Origin of the sequence: Brachybacterium sp. EE-P12, assembly GCF_003711805.1 — a bacterium.
Classification (GTDB): Bacteria; Actinomycetota; Actinomycetes; order Actinomycetales; family Dermabacteraceae; genus Brachybacterium.
Genome location: NZ_QXCP01000010.1, coordinates 140,402 through 157,118 on the forward strand (window position 1 = coordinate 140,402; position 16,717 = coordinate 157,118).

Annotated in this window: 10 protein-coding genes; 7 read left to right on the forward strand and 3 right to left on the reverse strand. The window is 71.4% G+C overall.

Going from position 1 to position 16,717, the window contains the following annotated elements; genetic code table 11:
- Positions 1-193: 193 nt before the first annotated feature.
- Complete coding sequence (locus D1648_RS15575; RefSeq protein WP_122943516.1) at positions 194-1,249, forward strand: hypothetical protein; 1,056 nt, start codon at positions 194-196, stop codon at positions 1,247-1,249.
- Positions 1,250-1,744: 495 nt separating this feature from the next.
- Here D1648_RS15575 and D1648_RS15580 read toward each other — a convergent pair whose 3' ends face one another.
- Positions 1,745-3,898, reverse strand: coding sequence for an NAD(+) synthase (locus D1648_RS15580; RefSeq protein ID WP_122943517.1), 2,154 nt, complete (start codon positions 3,896-3,898; stop codon positions 1,745-1,747).
- A 93-nt stretch (positions 3,899-3,991) separates the two neighbouring features.
- Between D1648_RS15580 and D1648_RS15585 the strand changes: the two genes are divergently transcribed.
- The 5 genes from D1648_RS15585 (at position 3,992) to D1648_RS15605 (ending at position 9,611) form a co-directional block, all read left to right on the forward strand.
- Entirely contained in the window at positions 3,992-4,855 is an 864-nt protein-coding gene (locus D1648_RS15585) for a carbohydrate ABC transporter permease (protein WP_122943518.1), read from the forward strand.
- 13 nt (positions 4,856-4,868) lie between these two features.
- The gene (locus tag D1648_RS15590) at positions 4,869-5,741 is read left to right on the forward strand and encodes a carbohydrate ABC transporter permease (protein WP_122943519.1); all 873 of its coding nucleotides are present in this window, start codon (positions 4,869-4,871) and stop codon (positions 5,739-5,741) included.
- A 195-nt stretch (positions 5,742-5,936) separates the two neighbouring features.
- Positions 5,937-7,316, forward strand: a complete 1,380-nt coding sequence (locus D1648_RS15595; RefSeq protein ID WP_122943520.1) for a sugar ABC transporter substrate-binding protein — start codon at positions 5,937-5,939, stop codon at positions 7,314-7,316.
- Positions 7,317-7,479: 163 nt separating this feature from the next.
- The gene (locus D1648_RS15600; protein WP_122943521.1) at positions 7,480-8,475 is read left to right on the forward strand and encodes an ABC transporter ATP-binding protein; all 996 of its coding nucleotides are present in this window, start codon (positions 7,480-7,482) and stop codon (positions 8,473-8,475) included.
- Complete coding sequence (locus tag D1648_RS15605) at positions 8,475-9,611, forward strand: ABC transporter permease (RefSeq protein ID WP_122943522.1); 1,137 nt, start codon at positions 8,475-8,477, stop codon at positions 9,609-9,611. Before D1648_RS15600 ends, D1648_RS15605 begins: the two co-directional genes overlap by 1 nt.
- A gap of 55 nt (positions 9,612-9,666) precedes the next feature.
- On the opposite strand, the gene D1648_RS15610 is transcribed toward D1648_RS15605, so the two are convergent.
- Positions 9,667-11,079: an alpha-L-fucosidase gene (locus D1648_RS15610; RefSeq protein WP_122943523.1), complete on the reverse strand. Its 1,413-nt coding sequence runs from the start codon at positions 11,077-11,079 to the stop codon at positions 9,667-9,669.
- 846 nt (positions 11,080-11,925) lie between these two features.
- On the opposite strand from D1648_RS15610, the gene D1648_RS15615 reads away from it, so the two are divergent.
- The gene (locus D1648_RS15615; protein ID WP_164518768.1) at positions 11,926-14,916 is read left to right on the forward strand and encodes a discoidin domain-containing protein; all 2,991 of its coding nucleotides are present in this window, start codon (positions 11,926-11,928) and stop codon (positions 14,914-14,916) included.
- An 89-nt stretch (positions 14,917-15,005) separates the two neighbouring features.
- On the opposite strand, the gene D1648_RS15620 is transcribed toward D1648_RS15615, so the two are convergent.
- Positions 15,006-16,706, reverse strand: a complete 1,701-nt coding sequence (locus D1648_RS15620; protein WP_122943525.1) for a hypothetical protein — start codon at positions 16,704-16,706, stop codon at positions 15,006-15,008.
- Between the last annotated feature and the right edge of the window lie 11 nt (positions 16,707-16,717).

Sequence of the window (16,717 nt, forward strand, 5' to 3'; positions counted from 1 at the left end):
TCGCCGGTGAGGGCCTGCCCGCCTGCTCCGTCCGCACAGACGGCAGGGATCCCGGCAGAGGCCGCCCGTGTCGGCGGACGGTGCGGGGGCGTGCGAGACGCCGCACTGAGGAGGAGACGTCCTGACCGAGCCATGACCTCGGCGATGTGGATGGACAGGACCGGGGTTCCCCCTCATCCCGAAGCATGCCTCCATGGCCCGCAGACCGGCTCCGCTCCCCTCCTCGCTGCCGCACCATGCCTTCACGTCCTCCGAGGCGCGGAGGCACGGCATCACCATCGATCGGCTGCGCGCAAGCGATCTGGTCCGTCTCGGATACGGGCTGTACGCCCGGAAGGACGTCGAGCTCACCGAACAGGCAGTCCTCGGCGCCCTGCTGCGCGAGGACCACCAGATCGTGGTGAGCGGGCGGAGTGCCGCCCGGACCTGGCAGTTCCCCCTTCCGTTCGAGATGCAGCACTGGTCGGCCACGCCGCAGATGACCGTGATGGACATGGCGCTGCAGGGCAGGGTGCGCAGGAATCGCCCGTACCTCCGCTGGACCCGGAGGTCCGTGAGTCCGTCAGAGATCGTGGAGATGGACGGGCTGCGTGTCACCGACCGGGTCCGGACATGGACGGATCTCGCGCTCGAGCTCGGAAAGGATGAGCTGGTCTTCATCGCCGACCATCTCGTGCGTCACCCCCGGCCGTGGGCGGAGGACAGGCATTCGCCGTACGCCACTCCCGAGGAGCTGGCCGACGCGATCGAGGCCCGCACCGGACGCGCACGGACCCTGCTCAGCGAGGCCCTGCAGCTCGCGCGCATCGGCAGCGACTCCCCGGCGGAGACCCAGCTGCGGCTCGCCGCGGGACGTGCCGGCCTCCCCGAACCCGTCCTCAATCGGCGCCTGCTCGAGGGGCGGGTCGACCTCGGCGAACCGGACCTCGCCTGGACCGACTGGAAGGTGTGCCTCGAGCACGACGGAAGAGATCACCGCTCGAAGGCCCAGCAGGAGAAGGACATCGGCCGACGGGAGAGGCGCGAGCAGCACGGGTGGGTCGAGGTGCAGACCGTCGCCAACGACCTCACCGACGGATGCCGGCGCGGAATCGCACGCCTCACCGATGCTCTCCGTCGACGCGGCTGGGAGCCCGGGCGTCCTGCACCGGCACCCGAGCTCCGCCCTCTCTCGCACCCTGCAGGGCTCCCGATACTCGGCGGCCGCACGACGCATACGCCCCAGGCCTCGGCGCATCCGGATGGCTGAGATCCCTGAGCCGGCTCACCTCCGGACGCGATCTCTCCGGACGCGATCTCTCCGGACATGGTCTCTGCGCAGCAGATCCCTCCGCCCCACCCCGCCCGGTACCGCCCCGCCCAGCCCCGCTCACCCGGCCCCACCTCGCCCGGCCCCGCCGCTTCCGTAGCAAACATGGTGGATAGAGCGGGTCAGAGCCCCAAGTTCGCTACGCGGGGAGGTGCCCGAACGGGTAGGTCGTGGAGGCCCGAGCGACGTGTGGCAGAGCAGAGCCCGGGCGACACGTGGCAGATGAGGTGCTGAGCAGCATCGAGGCCCGGGCCCGGAAGGGGCGCCGGAGAGCGGGCCGGGCCCGGGAGGGGCGCCGGAGAGCGGGCCGGGGCCGGGAGGGGCGCCGGGGAGGGCCGGGGCCGGGAGGGGCGCCGGGGAGGGCCGCGCCCGGGTCAGGAGCGGGCCGAGCCCGGGTCAGAGCACCCCCGGCGCATCACCTCGTCGGCTGATCCTTCACTCCCCCGGCACGTCCCGCTCGATCTCGGCGAGCCAGGCGGCCGACACGGCGTCCGAGGGCATCCGCCAGTCCCCGCGCGGGGACAGCGAGCCGCCGGCCAGCACCTTCGGGGCGTTCGGCAGGGCGGAGCGCTTGAACTGGTTGGAGAAGAAGCGTCTGGTGAACACGGTCAGCCAGTGCTTGATCTCGGGGCGGTCGTAGGCGCGCTCGTCCTCCGCGACGTACCCGGCCGGCCACCGCCCCGCCCCCGCATCGCCCCAGGCCTGATGGGCCAGATAGGCGATCTTCGCAGGCCCGTAGCCGCGTCGCAGCACGTGGTAGAGCGTGAAGTCGTGCAGGGCGTAGGGGCCGATGGAGTCCTCGGTGGACTGCGCCTTCTCGCCGGGCTTGGTGGGGATCAGCTCCGGGGAGATCTCGGTGTCGAGCACGGCGCGCAGGATCTCCGCGGTCGCCGCGTCGAAGATCCCCTCGGAGATGACCCAGCGGATGAGGTGCTGGATGAGGGTCTTCGGCACGCCCGCGTTCACGCCGTAGTGCGACATCTGGTCGCCCACCCCGTAGGTGCACCAGCCCAGCGCCAGCTCGGAGAGGTCGCCGGTGCCCACCACGATCCCGCCGTGGTGGTTCGCGAGGCGGAAGAGGTAGTCGTAGCGCAGTCCCGCCTGCACGTTCTCGAAGGTCACGTCGTACACCTCCTCGCCGCTGCCGGCGGGGTGTCCCATGTCCTTCAGCATCTGCGTGGAGGCGGGGCGGATGTCGATCGTCTCGAAGCTCGCGCCGATCGCGCGGGAGAGCAGCTCGGCGTTGGAGCGGGTGTGCTCGGTCGTGGCGAAGCCCGGCATCGTGTAGGCGAGGATCTCGGAGCGGTCGCGGCCCAGACGGTCCATCGCCTGTGCGCAGACGATCAGCGCGTGGGTGGAGTCCAGCCCGCCGGAGACGCCGATGACGGGGCGTGCCCCTCCCTTCTCTCCGCCGCCGATCTGCCTCAGGCGCCGCACCAGGCCCGCGACCTGGATGTTGTACGCCTCGTAGCAGTCCTGGGCGAGGCGCGCCGGGTCGTCGGGCACGAAGGGGAAGCGGTGCAGCGGCCGCCGCAGCGGGCCGGTGGCGGGGCGCGTCCGCTCCGCCTCGCCGCCCTCGAGCTCGCCCTCCGGAGAGTCCTGCCCGCTGCCGAGCAGCTCCGTCGTGCTCCAGGTGCGGAACTTCTCGAGCGAGGCGGCGTGGGTGCGGCGGTTGTCGTCGAAGGTGTTCTGGCGGCGCCGCTCGGAGACGAGCCGGTCGAGGTCGACGTCGACGATCGTGGAGCGCACCCCCGCCGGGAACCGCTCGGACTCCCCCAGCAGGTCCCCGCACTCGTACACGAAGGTCTGCCCGTCCCAGGCGAGGTCGGTCGTGGATTCGCCCTCGCCTGCGGCGGCATAGACGTAGGCGGCCTGCGTGCGGGCGGAGGCGGAGCGGGCCATGAGCTTGCGGTCCTCGGCGCGGCCGACGGTGATCGGCGAGCCCGACAGGTTCGCGATCACGGTCGCGCCGGCGAGCGCGGCCTCGGCGGACGGCGGGACCGGCACCCACATGTCCTCGCAGATCTCGACGGACAGGCGCAGGCCCGGCACGTCCTCGACCGTGATGATGCCGTGCGGGGTCAGCGCCTCCTGCAGGTCGCCGAGGATCACGAGCTCGTCGCCGGCGTCGTCGCCGGGGGCGAACCAGCGACGCTCGTAGAACTCCCGGTAGGTGGGCAGGTTCTGCTTCGGGGTGATGCCCAGGACGCGGCCGCGATGGATCACGACGGCGCAGTTGAAGATCCGCGAGCGGTCCTGTGCGCGCAGCGGGGCGCCGACGACGATGATCGGCATCAGGTCCTCGCTCGCCTCGAGCACGGTGAGCACGGCCTGCTCGGCGGCGTCCAGCAGCGGCTCCTGGAGGACCAGGTCGTCCAGCGAGTACCCGGTCAGGGACAGCTCCGGGAAGACCGCGAGCCCGACCTGCTGCTCGTGCAGCTCGCGCAGCACCTCGAGGTGGCGCTCGGCGTTCGTGGTCGCATCGGCGAGCGCGACCGGCAGCGTCACCGCGGCGACGCGCACGAATCCGTGGTCGTAGATGCTGGCGTGGGGGTCCGTGGCCGCGGGGGCGTCCGTCGCAGAGCTCATGGCCAGAGCGTAGTGGAGCACCCCGGCGCCCGCCCCGCTGCGATAGTTTGAGCCGGTGGATCATCGGGACGACGCAGGCGGGAGGACGCAGCGATGAACTCCCGCAGACCTCTGGTCGGCTGGCTGCTGATCGCCCCCAGCCTGATCGGCGTCACCTGCTTCCTGATCCTGCCCGTCGTGCTCGCGTTCGTGGTCTCGCTGTTCCGCTGGGACCTGTACGGCTCGCGCCGCTTCCTGGGCCTGGACAACTACGTCTCGCTGCTCAGCGACGGCGCGCTCGTCAACTCCCTGCTGGTCACGGCGATCTTCACGCTGATCTCGGTGCCCGTCTCCCTCGCGATCGGACTGGTGCTGGCCACGCAGCTGGTGCGGGCGCTGCCGGGCTCGGCGATCGTGCGGGTGATCGTGGTGATCCCGTGGGTGTGCGCGCCGCTGGCGCTGGGCGTGGTGTGGAAGTGGATCTTCCAGCCGTCGGTCGGCGCGCTGAACCAGATCCTCGGGGTGCGGATCGAGTGGCTCACCGACCCGTCGCTGGCCCTGCCCGCGGTCGCCTTCGTCGCGATCTGGCAGAACGTCGGCTACATCTCGCTGTTCTTCCAGGCCGGGCTCACCCGCATCCCCGGCTCGATCTACGAGGCCGCCCGGATCGACGGCGCCGGCCCCGCCCAGCAGCTCTGGCACATGACGATCCCGCTGCTGCGGCCGACGACCTTCTTCCTCGCCGTCACGCAGGTGGTCGCGTCCTTCCAGGTGTTCGACATGGTCTACGCGCTCACCGGCGGCGGGCCGCAGCATCGCACCGAGGTCATCGCCTCCCTCATCTACAACGAGGCGTTCGGCGCGAGCCGCCTGGGCCGGGCCAGCGCCGTCGCCGTCATCCTGTTCCTCCTGCTGGTGGTGATCACGGTGATCCAGCAGCGCTGGTTCTCCAAGCGCATCACCTACGACATGAGCTGAGAGGAGGGACGAGATGACTGCCCACACCGCTCGCCGCAGGCCGCTGACGGGCTCGCTGCCGGCGCGCCGCGTGCTCGGCCACGGCGCGACCTATCTCGTGCTGCTCGCCGCGGCCGTGCTGACGCTCGGCCCGTTCCTGTTCTCGGTGATGACCGCCTTCACCTCCACCACGCAGTTCGCGCAGCAGGGGCCGCTGTCGATCCCCTCCCCGCCGGTGCTGGACAGCTTCGTCGGCCTGCTGACCTCCGCGGACGGCTTCGTCACCCCCGTCGCGGTCACCGTGCAGATGGTCGCCGTGATCCTCGTGGGGCAGATGGTGTTCTCGGTGCTGGCCGCCTACGCCTTCGCCCAGCTCCGCTTCCCTGGGCGTGACCTGCTGTTCTGGGTGTACATCGCGACGCTCATGGTGCCGCAGGTGGTGGTCGTGGTGCCGCTGTACCTGATGCTCTCGGAGATGGGGCTGCGCAACACCTTCTGGGCGCTGGTGCTCCCCTTCGTGCTCGGCTCCCCGTATGCGATCTTCCTGCTGCGGGAGAACTTCCGCGGCATCCCCTCCGAGCTCATGGACGCGATGCGGATCGACGGCGCGGGCACCCTGCGCCTGCTGCGGCACCTGGTGGTGCCGCTGAACCGGCCAATCATCGTCACCCTCGTGCTGATCACGGTGGTCACGCACTGGAACAGCTTCATGTGGCCGATGGTGATCACCTCCGGTCCCGAATGGCGGGTGATCACCGTGGCGACCTCGGCGCTGCAATCGCAGTACAACAACAACTGGACCCTGGTCATGGCCGGGACCACGCTCGCGATGCTGCCGCTGGTGATCCTCATGGTCATCTTCCAGAAGCAGATCACCCGCTCCGTGGGGGAGGCGACGCTGCGCTGAGGCTCGCGGCGATGCTGTGTCAGCGAACCGGGGCTTCTGGGGCGGCCTTGAGCCCCACTTCGCTGCCGGGCACCGACAGGAACGAGCCGCCCCCGGTCGCTCGCGTCCGCCCCGGACACAGACGGACATACCACGCCCCGATCCGGCACCGTCGGACGATAATGGACAGAACGCCACTGCTCGGAAGGACCTCCCATGCGCTCCCTGACCTCGCCGCTGAAGCGTCGCACCCTCCTGTCCTCCTTCGCCGCCGCCGGCCTGCTCGGCGCGGCGGCCGCCTGCTCCCCCTCGGGCGGCGGTGACGGCGGCTCCGGCGACGGCGGCAGCGATGCCGGCGGCAGCAGCGGCGGGGACAAGGGCACGTTGACCTTCCGCCTGTGGGACGAGAACGCCGTGGCCGCCTACGAGGAGTCCTTCACCGCGTTCACCGAGTCCAGCGGCTGGAACGTGTCGATCGACGTGGTGCCGTGGGACGACTACTGGACCCGTCTGCCCCTGGACATCGCCAGCGGCGACGCGGCGGACGTGTACTGGGTGAACTCCGCGAACTACATCCAGCTCAAGGGCTCCGAGGCGCTGCTGGACATCAACGAGATCATCCCCGACGGCGCCTCCCAGTGGGAGCAGGCCGTCGTGGACCTGTACACACGCGACGGCGGGCTCTGGGGCGTGCCGCAGATCTGGGACTCGATCGCGCTGTTCTACAACAAGGACCTGGTCGAGGAGGCGGGCGTGGACCCGTCGGACCTCGCCTTCGACCCCGCCGCGGAGACCGACACGCTGCGCGAGGCGGGCTCGAAGCTGACAGTGGACGGCGAAGGCCGTCACCCCGGCGAGGACGGCTTCGACCCCGACTCCCGCGCCCGGTTCGGCTTCAACTCGCAGGCCGACCGGCAGGCGATCATCGGCCCGATGCTCGCCTCGAACGGCGCGCAGTGGCAGGACGAGGACGTGTACACCTTCGCCTCCCCCGAGGGCATCGAGGCGTTCCAGTACATGGCCGACCTCATCAACGTCGAGAACATCGCCCCCAGCGCCGCGGACACCAACGAGAACGGCGACTTCACCCGCGACCTGTTCACCCAGGGCAAGCTCGGCCTGTTCCAGTCCGGCCCCTACAGCCTGCCCGCGATCTCCGAGGGCGTCGCCGACTCCTTCGAATGGGCGCTCGCCGCACCGGTGGCCGGCCCCGACGGGGCGAAGTCCCTGGTGCACGGCGTGGTCGCGGTCGGCAACGCGAACGCCGACGACGACCAGCAGGAGGGCATCGCCGAGCTGCTGACCTGGCTCGGCACGAAGGAGGGACAGCTGCCGCTGGCCGAGCAGGGCGTCTCCTTCCCCGGCCATGTCGACGCGCAGGACGCGTACATCGACTTCTGGCAGGAGAAGGGCGTCGACGTCAGCGTGTTCGTCGAGGCCGCGAAGAACCCCGCCGAGGCCGACACCGGTGCGCGCGCGAACGCCGGGCTCACCGCCGCGATGCCGATCTTCCAGGAGGTCTTCATCGGCCGCCTCACCGCCGAGGAGGGCATCCCGCAGGCGCAGGAGGAGGGCAACGCCGCGATGGAGGAGTGAGCCGGCGAGCCGGCCGCGGCGCGTCCCGACCGCGTCGGGCCGGTCGGTCGGCCGAACCCGCTGCCCCGTCTTCCCTCCTCTCCACCGCTTCTCCTCTGTTCGTGCCCAGAACGTGCCCAGCTGACTGCTGTCCTCGCTGGTCATGGCGTGGGAGCCTAGCGCCATGACGCAGAGCGCACCCCCGGGCCGTCCACCCCACCCCGCACCGCAGGCCCCAGGGATCCTCGCCGAGCACGTCAGCCGCGCCTTCGGCAGCGTGCAGGCGGTGTCGGATCTGAGCTTCGCCGCGCCGCGCGGGGCGGTCACGGCGCTCGTCGGCCCGAACGGGAGCGGGAAGTCGACCCTCATGCTCATGCTGTCCTCGCTGCTCGCCCCCGACGCGGGACGCGTGCTCATCGACGGCGTCGACCCCGCGCAGGACTCCGCCGCGGTGCGCGCGAGCGTCGGCTGGATGCCGGACCAGTTCGGGGCATGGGACTCGCTGCGGGTCACCGAGGTGCTCGAGGTGATGGGACGGGCGTACTACCTTCCCGCCCCGCTGGTGCGCCGGCGGACGGACGAGCTGCTGGACCTGCTGGATCTCGTGCCGCTGGCGCACCAGCGGGCGCACGTGCTCTCCCGCGGCCAGAAGCAGCGTCTGGGCCTGGCCCGGGCCCTGATCCACGCGCCGAGCGTGCTGATCCTGGACGAGCCGGCCTCCGGGCTGGATCCCGCCTCCCGGCGCCGGCTGCTGCACGTCATCCGCTCACGCGCGGCCGACGGGGCGACCGTGCTGGTCTCGAGCCACATCCTCGGCGAGCTCGAGGAGATGGCCGATCACGTGGTGCTCATGGACGGCGGGCGCGTCGTGGACTCCTCGAGCATCCGCGATCTCGCCTCCCGGCCCAGGCCGTGGCGGATCACCTCCCTGCACCATCAGGCGCTCGCCGAGGCTCTCGGGCAGCTGGGAGTGCGCCATGAGGAGGTGCTCCCCGGGGACCGCACCGCCTCCGGTCATGCCGAGGTGCTCGTCCCGCTGCCCGACGAGGCGACCGCCGCCCGCTTGCTCGCAGACCTCACCGCCGCAGGTGCCCAGGTGATCGGGTTCGGACCGGCGACGGGCCGGCTCGAGGCCGCCTATCTCGCCTCGGACGCCGCCCACCGCGAAGGAGCCCTGTGATGAGCTCGTCCCCGATCCCCGCCGCTGTCGCGGACGATCAGCCGACCGGGCCGCACCCGCGCGGACGGGGCACCCGCGCCCTCCGCCCGCGCGGGCTGTGGCTGGTCACCTCGCTCGAGCTGCGCCAGCGCCTGCGCTCGAAGCGCTGGTACGCGGCGCTGGCGGTGTGGACGCTGGCGATGCTGAGCATCGGCGGACTCGGGCTCGCGCCGACGCTCTCCTCGGCGCAGTGGAGCGACATCCGCCCGGTGGCGGCGATGGTGTTCAGCCTGCAGATGATCCTCGTGCTGTTCGCGATGCTGCTGGTGGTGCCGGCGCTCTCGGCCGGATCGATCAACGGCGACCGCACCGCCGGGACCCTCGCCACCCTGCAGGTGAGCCTCCTCAGCCCTTCCGAGATCGTGCTCGGCAAGCTGCTGGCGGGGTTCCTCACCGGGCTCGGCTTCCTCGTCCTCGCCCTGCCCTCGCTCGTGCCGATCGCGCTGCTGGGCGAGGTGGGGATCCTGTACATGCTGCGGCTGCTGCTGGTGATCGTGCTGCTGACGCTGTGCGTGACCGCCGTGGGGCTGGGGCTCTCGGCGCTGACCACCCGTCAGCTCGGCTCGGTGGTGCTCGCCTACGTGATCGTGTTCGGGGTGACGGTGGTGCTGCCGATCGCCTGGGGCTCCAGCGCGGTGGTCCTGAACGAGGAGCGCGAGGTCACGCGTTACTACACCGTCTGGGACGACGAGTTCTCGATGGAGAGGAGCAGATGCGCGGAGGAGACCGTGGAGGAGACCGTCCCGCGGCTGGATCTGTCCCTGCCGCTGCTGTGGGGCAATCCCGTGGTGCTCCTGGCCGAGGCCGCGCCACCCCTTCCCCAGGACCACTGGGCCACCGGCGACGACAGCGACCTGCTGTCGCTGCTGAAGTCCGGGATGCGCACCGCCGCGACCTCCACCCACCCCTCGCACGAGGTCCACTGCGACCCTGCGGATCCCGGCTACCCGGCGGACCTCGGCGCCCCGCCGAACCGTCCCGTCTGGCCGATGGGGCTGGCTCTGTGGGTGCTGGCCGGGGCGCTCTCGCTCGTCGTCGCGGTGCGACGCCTCGCGGTGCCGATCCGGCGGCTCGGAGCGGGCACCCGGATCGCCTGACCGGGCCGGGCTCGCCCGGGCGCCGGCGCCCGGCAGGGAGGCGGCGGGGCGACGCCTACATCTCCACGGCGAGGCCGACGGCGTGGGCGGTCGGGGACGAGGTCAGGGCCACGGTGACGGCCCCGTCGGCCGCGGTGCGCAGCGGCAGCCCCTCCCCGCCGAGGAGCCGTGCCGCCCGTGCACCGGCGGGCAGCCTCACCTCGACCGGCCCGCCGCCCGGGGCGTCGGCGGCGCGGTCCCGCTCGGCCTGCGCCGCGTGCTGCGGCGGGCCGTCCTGGAGGAGAGCGAAGGCGTACAGCGTCTGCCCCTTGCGGGTGTGATGCCACTCGAGTCCGCCGCCGGAGACCTCGCCCGCATCGGCGCTGCCGCCCCGGGTGCCGTAGATGCCCTCGCCGCAGGCGTGCAGCCAGGTCCCGAGCTCGGACAGTCGCTCCCGCACGGAGGCGGAGAGCCGACCCTCAGCGTCCGGTCCGATCCCGATGAGGTAGTTGCCGCCCCGGGAGACGATCTGCAGCAGGTTGCCCAGGATCTCCTCGATGGGCTTGGCGGGATCGTCCCGGCGCAGCGAGCACCAGGACCGGGTCATCGTGATGCACGACTCCCACGGATGCCCCGGATCCTCCGCCGGCAGGGTCTGCTCCGGCGTGCGGTAGTTCTCGTGCGGGCCGTGGACCTCTCGGTCCACGACGAGGATGTCCGGCTGCAGCTCGCGGGCCCGCTCGGCGATGCGATCGATGCCGATCGGCTCGTTCGGCTCCCGCACCCATCCTGCATCCAGCCACAGCACGTTCATGGTGCCGTAGCGGGTCAGGAGCTCCTCGATCTGGGCCTGCGTGAAGTCCACGAACTGCTGCCAGGCCTGCGGGCGCTCGGCGATGTCGTAGTTGTGGAAGCGGTCCTTCACCGGCAGCGCCCGGTCCCAGTAGCCCGGATGGGCCCAGTCCGCCTTGGAGAAGTACACCCCGGTCTCCAGGCCCTCGGCTCGGAACGCCTCGACCGTCGCGCCGAAGACGTCGCGGCCCAGCGCGGCGTCCTCGGCCGTGGACTTCAGGTTCGAGTACGCGGTGTCGTACATCGCGAATCCGTCATGGTGCTTGGCGGTGAACACCAGGTAGCGCATCCCCGCGTCGGCGCAGGCGCGCGCCCATTCGACCGGGTCGTACTCGGCGCCGTGGAAGGTGCGCCGCTGGTCGTAGTACCAGTCGTGATACTCGGCGTCCGTGCCCGTGAAATGCTCGGGCGGGTCGGTGAACTCCCCCAGACGCTCCCGATGCAGGGACCACGACCCACCCTGCCCGATCGAGGAGTACAGGCCCCAGTGGATGATCACCCCCACCTTCAGATCCTGCCAATGCTCGAGCGCGGCCTGCGTGCGCGGATCCTCAGGACGGATGTACCCGGGATCCGCGGAACCGCCCAGAGCCCCGGCCGCCTCGAGATCGTCTGCGGTGAAATCATGTGCTGCCATCAGTACTCCTGTCCTTCCCCGCCGATGCCGGGGGAGAGAGCGCGTCGGGGGATGGTCGGTCCCTGAGCCACGGGCGACCTCCATGGGTCGGATGTATCAGTGCGGTTCGATGCGCGCCGCACGGCGCAGGCGGCGCTGTGCGACTGCGGCTTGATCACGGGAAAGCGTTCAGAAGACCCCTGAATGCCGAGCGCATGGGCGCTTCGGTAGGCAAGCTACCTCCTGTCGAGTCCCTCCACAAGCCGATGCCCTCCACGTGGTCAGGAGGTCCAGCCCGACCACACCTCCGATCTCTGCAGGTCGACGTCGCACCCGAGCGGGCACCGCCGAGGCTGCACCGGAGCGGTCCGCACTCCTCGCGGCCGGGCGAGGAGCGCGGGCCGCCGGGGCCCCGACGCCCCTCCGTGCGGCATCACCTCCGAGCGCAGCGCCGACACGCACACCACCCACGAGACATCCCATGTATTGGCCGCAGTTCATTGCCCGCAGCACGCCATGCCGCTACCATCGGCGCAGTGGACGAGCAGCGGACCCACCGGTTCCGTCGCCTCGCGCCTCTGCCCGATGACGACGGTCGCCCGGGCGAGAGGAACTGCACGCCGGAAGTATCGACGATGCCCCCGACGGGGTCGCGACCACAGCCGCTTCAAGCCCTCACCTGCGAAGGAGCACGAGATGGGACACTGCATGCCACGCATCGCCGACGGCCCCGCACCCCGCCGCCGCACGGTCGTCGCGGGAGCCGCACTCGCCGGCGGTCTCGCTCTGACGACCCCTCCCTCGGCCGCCGCGCCGCACCGCCGAACCGCCCCTCCGCAGCCGCGCGCTGCGAGCGGCCTGGCGGACTTGATCCTCGATCAGATCGGACGTCTCGATCCCGCCTTCGACCCCGACATCACGGAGTACACCGCTACGGCGTATCGCAGCCTGGAGACCGTCACCGTGCGACCGATCACCACGGGGGACGGCGTGACGGTCACTGTCGACGGAAGCGCACCGGATCCTGAGGCGCACGACCGCGTCGCCGTGGACCTGGAGCTCGGCGAGAACATCCTCGACATCACCGTCGAGAACGGCGATCGCACCTCCGTGTACACCGTGACCATCACGAAGGTGGACACCGACTTCCGCGGCCGCGAGCTGGTCACCGGACTGACCGCCACCTCGCCCGTCGGCGAGGCGGAGGGCCGCCCGCTCACCGCCATGTTCGACGGGGACGAGAAGACCTCATGGCATCCGGCCGAGCCGCTGACCGCGGGCGAGCCGGACGAGGACGGCGTCACCACCTTCACCGTCCACCTGCCCGAGGTGCGCACCGTGGGCCGGGTCGCGGGCCACGTCCTCACGCCCGAGGGGCAGTGGTATCCCTCGGAGTGGGAGAGCTACCTGTCCATCGACGTGTCCGAGGACGGCGACACCTGGGAGCGCGCCGCGCACCACGCCACGCTGCGCCAGGACCAGGACATCCTCTACTGGGAGCTCGGCGACTACTACGCAGCTCGCCACGTGAGGATCACGCTGGCGGGGAAGGACGATCGACTCCACGAGGAGTTCGGGGTCCAGGAGATCCAGGTGTTCGCGCTCCCCGTGGGGGCCGAGCCGCCACCACGTCATGAGCCGCCCGCCGATGGAGGACAGGAGTTCGCCTACGTGCCGACCGAGGAATCGGTCAACCGTGCGCAGGAGCTCGTGCTCGCCCACGGCCTCGTGATCGCGCAGTGGGCCACCTCGGACGGCTACGCCGCCGGATCGCTCGATGCGCGCGAGTTCGAGGACTTCGCCGAGCCCACCGCGCAGTTCTACGATCCCGACTTCGGCAACCGCGACTTCATGGCCTGCAGCCCGACGGCGACGTGGGGCATCGCGAAAGCCCCCGCCGGCGGCAACGGGATCCAGGACGCCGGTGAGCCGCACGAGTACATCCCCGAGGCGATGGAGGCATATCGGTCGAGGTTCATCGACGCGCAGTACGGCGACGAGGGGCCGTATTCGAGCGAGGAGGTCGAGGCGTTCGCGCGGTGGTTCGAGTTCTCGAGGGAGACGTATCCGCAGGCGATCACGCATTCCAACCAGAACAACGATCCGACCTGGGCCGAGCTGGAGAACTTCCGCCACTACGTCCGCACGGCGAGACCGGATCTGGTGAGCTTCGACCACTACTACTGGGGAGGTGGGGATGTCTTCGGCTCCCACGGCCCGGCCGCCTGGGACGCCACGAACCATCTTCTGGGGCTGGCGGCGTGGCGCACGCAGCGCCAGGTCGCCCTGGAGGGACTGACAGGGGACGGCAGCGAGCCGATCCTGTTCGGCCAGTACCTCGACGCCTTCGACCACAACGGGTCGCAATCCCAGAAGGCCCTGGTCACAAGCCTGTCGCTCGCGAGCGGGATGAAGTGGCTCTCGCTGTTCCGGATGGAGATCAACCGGTACGACGGCAACAGCTACTTCGACCTCGACGGCGCCCCCACGCGGGCCTACTGGGAGACCTGCGACATCCTCCATCGCGCAAGGAAGCTGGGAACCTATCTCGCACCGCTGACCAACGACTGGGTCGCCGTCCAGCCGGGCTCCCATCTCGAGGACGGGAAGACGATCACGAACACGGTGCCGCGCGGGTATCGCACCGACAGCATCGAGGAGAGCCTGCCGACGCTGTCGGAGTACGGGATCTCACGGATCGAGGTCACGAACACCGGAACCGTCAACGACGGCCTGCCCGGCGACGTGGCGATCGGCTTCTTCACGCCGCTGCCCGGTCTGACGGGAGCGCAGGCCGAGGAGGTCTTCGGCGCGGAGGACCCCCGCGCGTTCATGGTCGTCAACGGACTGATCGGCACTGCGGAGCTGCCCTCGACGAAGAAGCTGGTGCGCTACGACGAGGGGCAGTACTGGCAGACCGAGCAGCAGGTCAGACTCGTGCTGGCGCCGCCGCAAGGGGCGGAGCTGATGCGGGTGGACCAGACGACAGGCGAGGCGGAGGCGGTGGAGATCACCCGCACCCCGGTGGGCGAGAACGGCACGGACCACGAGCTGGAGCACTCGATCACCGCACGTATCGGCGGCGGTCGGAGCGAGCTCTACTACTGGACCGCTCCCGCGCTCACGGTGCAGGCCGCCGAGGATCCCACGGTGATCGAGGTGGGCAGTCGCGGCACTGCCGCGGTGACGCTCACCAACACCAGCGGCAGTCGCACGAAGCCGATCACCATCGACCCGACCGTCCCCGAGGGGTGGGCCCTCCACGGGAGCTGGCCGCAGAGGATCGGGGCGCTCACCCCCGGCGAGAGCGTCACCGTCGACCTGGAGCTGCAGAACCAGGGCCTGTCCGGCGACGCCGTCATCGATCTGGGTCTGCGGTTCCACAACGTCAGGTCCTCGGCCGCGATCCGGGTCCGGGGGGAGTGCGCGGGGACACGGATCGTTCCCACCCCGATCGCCGCAGACTCCGAGGAGACCGTCGCCGAGGACGGCGCGATGGGCAATGTGGCCGACGAGGACCCGAGCACGTTCTGGCACACGCAGTGGCACTCCTCCTCTCCCGGCTACCCGCACTGGATCGTCCTGGACCTGGGGAGCGAGCAGGACATCTGCTCACTGGTCTGCCTCCCGCGCCAGGACGCAGCGGTCGGGCAGGTCAAGGACTATGCCGTGTACGTCTCCGACGATCCCGAGTCGTTCCCCCAGGAGCCTGCGGCCGCCGGCACCCTGGCCTCCGGGCAGGAGGAGAAGGCGATCGGCGTGCAGGTCCGGGGCCGATACCTGAGGTTCGAGGGTTCCAGCGCCTGGGACGGCAAGCCCTTCATGGTGGTCGCCTCCCTCACCGTCCACGTGAGCTGACGCCGCATCTCCGTCGTCGAGGAGACCGCCGCCTGGTGGCCTCTGCGAGCACGACGCCACTCCCGCCCACCGCCCGCGACCCGCGACGGTCAGCGCTCGCGCAGACCGGTGACGGAGTCGGGGATGTCGTGCAGGGAGGCCGCCTGCTCGGACCCGTCGGTCCCGCCGCCGGTGAAGGCGGAGCCCTCCCCGCCGAAGTCCGGCAGCACGCCGCGGGCGAGATCGGCCCGGCGCACGGCGGTGTCGCTCGCGCCGGGGGCGTTCTCGTCCACCCACAGCCGTTCCCCGGAGGCGTCGAGGTCGAAGATCTCCAGCGCGTGGGCGCCGCCCTCGGCCTGGAGCCGCTTGCGCAGCGCGGCCCGCACCGCGGGGTCCCTCCCCCGGTCGGCGCGGGTCCCGAACTCGGGGGCGACCAGCGCGTACGGGGTCTCGCGGCGCATGAAGTCCCCGGCCGGTCCGTAGAGCACGTCCCGCAGCCCGTCACGCATCGCCCGGGACGCGCCCACGCCCAGCAGCGGCGCCGCCACGAGCGCGGTGATCACGAGGAAGGTCCAGGTCACAGCCGTTCCGGCGGAGAGCAGCGGGAGCGCCACGGCCGCGATCACGGTCCCGGCGAGAGCCCATGCCGCGCAGAGCCAGCCGGTCAGCGCGCACACCCGCGCCTCCCACGGGTTCACCCGGGCGCGGTGGGCCCACTCCGGATAGGTGCGCTGGTCGCGCACCTCGGCGCGCTGCCCGGCCGCGAGGGCGGTCGCGGCCGCCGGGGCGAGCGCGCAGCCCAGGGCGACGAGCGCGAGCAGCGGGACTCCGACGACCAGGTGCTGCCAGGACAGCGGCGTCGAGAGCTGCGCGAGGTCCATGGCTGCGATGCCGGTCAGCACGGTGACGAGGTCGGTGATGCCGAAGACGAGCCAGCCGAGACCCGCGAGCGCAGGCAGCACCCAGGTCAGGGCCGCGCGGGCGATCAGGGCGAGGGCGAGGAGGGCGCCGCGGGGGCTGAGCGCGCCGTCGGCCTCGGGCGTCCCAGGGTTCGGGGGCAGGTGGCGCCGGTCCTGGGCGAGGTGCTGCCGGGCGGCGGCGCGCCGCTCGTCGGGATCGGCGCCGAGGCGGGCCTCCGTGTGGACGACCTCGTGGCTCGGGATCCGGAGCAGCCGCGCGGCGGGAACGCTGCGCCGCACGAGCACCCAGGCGAGCTCGAGGGCGAGCAGCGCCGCGCACCACACGGACAGCGGCCCTGCCCCGAGCCCCGACCAGGGCTGCGGCATCCCGAGCGCCACCGTCAGCGGCAGCGCGAGGACCACCAGCATGGGCAGAGCCATCAGCGCCGCCGCGGTGCGGTCCTCGACCGCGCGCTGGAACCGGCCCTCGCCGAGGAAGCGGCGCGGCTGCAGCGGTGCGAGCAGGCGCGGCACGAGCAGGGCCCCGAGCAGGCTCAGCACGGTCGCCGCGGCCGGCAGCAGCAGGTACGCGGTCCACAGCCCTTCGGAGGTGAAGCCCAGCACGCTCATCGCCTGGCGCCAGTAGGCGCCGTCGCCGAGCGCGGCGAGGAGGGAGAAGAACCAGAAGGTCGGCGAGGCGCCGACGACGTACAGGGTCAGCAGCGCATACCAGAGGCCCAGCAGCACGAGCGCCGGCGCCCAGAGCCGCCGCAGCAGGCGGCGGAGGATCTCGCGCCGGGAGTCGACCATGATCTCCGCCGGGGCGACCAGGTGCGTCTCCTCCGGCGGGAGCCGGGGAGGGGACGGCAGTCCCGTCAGCGGGGGCAGGGTCCTGGCGTGAGGGGAGGTCATGGCGGGGTCCG

What these genes read in the sequence shown, in the direction of transcription:
- D1648_RS15605 (WP_122943522.1), top strand. Translation starts at nt 8,475, where the DNA reads ATGAGCTCGTCCCCGATCCCCGCCGCTGTCGCGGACGATCAGCCGACC.
- D1648_RS15600 (WP_122943521.1), top strand. Translation starts at nt 7,480, where the DNA reads ATGACGCAGAGCGCACCCCCGGGCCGTCCACCCCACCCCGCACCGCAG.
- D1648_RS15575 (WP_122943516.1), top strand. Translation starts at nt 194, where the DNA reads ATGGCCCGCAGACCGGCTCCGCTCCCCTCCTCGCTGCCGCACCATGCC.
- D1648_RS15590 (WP_122943519.1), top strand. Translation starts at nt 4,869, where the DNA reads ATGACTGCCCACACCGCTCGCCGCAGGCCGCTGACGGGCTCGCTGCCG.
- D1648_RS15595 (WP_122943520.1), top strand. Translation starts at nt 5,937, where the DNA reads ATGCGCTCCCTGACCTCGCCGCTGAAGCGTCGCACCCTCCTGTCCTCC.
- D1648_RS15610 (WP_122943523.1), bottom strand. Translation starts at nt 11,079, where the DNA reads ATGGCAGCACATGATTTCACCGCAGACGATCTCGAGGCGGCCGGGGCT.
- D1648_RS15620 (WP_122943525.1), bottom strand. Translation starts at nt 16,706, where the DNA reads ATGACCTCCCCTCACGCCAGGACCCTGCCCCCGCTGACGGGACTGCCG.
- D1648_RS15585 (WP_122943518.1), top strand. Translation starts at nt 3,992, where the DNA reads ATGAACTCCCGCAGACCTCTGGTCGGCTGGCTGCTGATCGCCCCCAGC.
- D1648_RS15580 (WP_122943517.1), bottom strand. Translation starts at nt 3,898, where the DNA reads ATGAGCTCTGCGACGGACGCCCCCGCGGCCACGGACCCCCACGCCAGC.